General features: G+C 71.8%; 1 protein-coding gene. It reads left to right on the top strand.

The features are described 5' to 3' along the window. A partial coding sequence (locus ACTJLC_RS31645) for an AMP-binding protein (RefSeq protein WP_440846396.1) occupies positions 1 to 2,408 on the top strand: 2,408 nt, incomplete at both ends.

Below are 2,408 nucleotides of genomic sequence, written 5' to 3'. Positions count from 1 at the left end.
GGAGTCAGGCAGGGCGAGGTGGCTGGCGGCATCGACGCGGCAAGCCAACCTGGTGCGGCAAGCCGTGCTGATGCGGCGAACGACAGCGATGCCCAGCGCCGTATCAGCCTGGCGACGCAGAACGGTGCGAGCGATCGGGGTCAGGCAGGCTGGAGCGACGCAGCAGGCTGGAGCAAAGCAGCAGGCGGAAACGAAGCGGCAGATCAGAACGAAGCGGCGGGTCAGAACGAAGCGGCAGGTCAGAACGAAGCGGCAGGTCAGAACGAAGCAGCAGGCCGGAACGAAGCAGCAGGCCGGAACGATGCAGCAGGCCGGAGCGATGCAGCAGGCCGGAGCGACGCAGCACACCACAACAACCTCACCGCCCACATCGACGCCCCGCTGCACCCGGACCAGCTCGCCTACGTGCTGTACACCTCCGGCTCGACGGGCCGCCCGAAAGGCGTCGGCGTGAGCCACGGCGCGCTGTGGACCCATCTGCAGGACTTCCTCGCGACCTACGCCATCGACGGCCGCGACACGGTGCTGCACTCGTCGACGATCAGCTTCGACGTCGCGCTGCACGAGACGCTGCCCGCGCTGCTGCGCGGCGCGACGGTGGAGATGCGCGGCGTGCAGCCGTGGGACCTGCAGAGCCTGAGCGAGCGCCTCGTGAACCGGCGCGTGACGTTCGCGCGCATTCCGACCGCGCTGTGGCAGCAGTGGCAGCATCATGCGCCGCCACGCGCGCGGCTCGCGCTGCGCCAGGTGACGGTGGGCGGCGAGGCGCTGCCGGGCGACGCGCTCGCGCACTGGCGCGCGGGGCCGCTCGCCGACATCCGGCTGGACAACCTGTACGGGCCGACCGAGACGACGGTGGCGGCGCTGTACCGCCGCACCGAGGCGGACGACGCACGGCAGGTGACGGTGCCGATCGGCCATCCGTATCCGGGACGCACCGCGCGCGTGCTCGACGCGTTCGGCGACGAGGCGCCGGTGGGCGGGCTGGGCGAGCTGTGCATCGGCGGGCCGACGGTGGCGCGCGGGTACCTGGGGCGACCGGGCCTGACGGCGGAGCGGTTCGTGCCGGACCCGTCCGGTGCGCCGGGGGCGCGGATGTACCGCAGCGGCGACCTGTGCCGGATGCGCGGGGACGGCACGGTGGAGTTTCTCGGCCGGCTGGACCAGCAGGTGAAGCTGCGCGGCCAGCGCATCGAGCTGGGCGAGATCGAGGCGGTGCTGCGGCAGTGCGGGGGCGTGCGCGAGGCGGCGGTGATCGTGGTGGGCGAAGGGCAGAAGCAGCGGCTCGCGGCGTATGTGGCGGGGGAGGCGGCGGGGGATGTGTCGGGTAGTGCCTCGCAGGGCGCGGCGCAAACCACGCTCGACGCCGCGCATCTGCAGCGCGAACTGGAGCAGAAGCTGCCGGGCTACATGGTGCCGTCGTCGGTGACGGTGCTCGCGCGGCTGCCGTGGATGCCCAACGGCAAGCTCGACCGCGCGTCGCTGCCGGCGCCGCAGGCGGAAGCGCGCGAACGGGTGGCGGCGTCGGGCGAGGTGGAGTCGGCATTGCTGTCGATCTGGACGGCGGTGCTCGGGCGCGACGATCTGGGCGTGACGGACAACTTCTTCGAGGCGGGAGGCGACTCGATCCAGAGCCTGCAGATCATCGCGCGGGCGCGCGAGGCGGGGTGGCGGCTGACGCCGAGACAGGTGTTCGAGCATCCGACGGTGGCGGGCCTGGCGCAGCGCGCGCAGCGGCTCGAAGCGGGCGGCGCGCAGGAGGTCGATGATGGCGCGGCGCTGGCGCTGACGCTGACGCCGATCCAGCGGCTGTTCTTCGAGCGCTATCCGCAGGGCGAATCACACTGGAACCAGGCGGTGCTGCTGAAGGTGCGGGGGCGTCTGGCACCCGTGGCGCTGGAGCGCGCGGCGCAGGCGCTGGAGGCGCGGCACGACGCGTTGCGGCTGCGGTTCGTGAAGGAGACGGGGGGATGGAAGCAGGTGGTGGCGAAGGCGGCAGGGGCGGTTGAAGTGGCTGACGCGGCACACGTGACGCAAGCATTGGCGGGCTCGCACGCAACGCACGCAACGCACGCAACGCACGCAACACAGGCAACACAGGCAACACAGGCAACACAGACAGCCATCGTCCACCACGAACACCTGTCCTCACTGTCAGCGCTCACCGCGGCCTGCGAGCGCCTCCAGTCGAGCCTCGACATCGGGCGCGGCCCGCTATGGCGCATCGGCCACTTCGAGACCCCGGACGAAACGCGCCTGCTGATCGCGATCCACCACCTGTCGGTGGACGGCGTCTCCTGGCGCGTGCTGCTCGAGGAACTGCAAACCGCCTACGCCCAGGCCGAGCAGGACCAGCCCATCGCGCTGCCCGCGCCGTCGATGTCCTGGCGCGCCTGGGTCCGCGCGCT

Source organism: Paraburkholderia sp. 22099 (assembly GCF_052045835.1).
GTDB lineage: Bacteria > Pseudomonadota > Gammaproteobacteria > Burkholderiales > Burkholderiaceae > Paraburkholderia > Paraburkholderia terricola.
The sequence above is the reverse complement of the archived record's forward strand: the minus strand, read 5'-3'. Positions and strand labels throughout refer to the sequence as shown.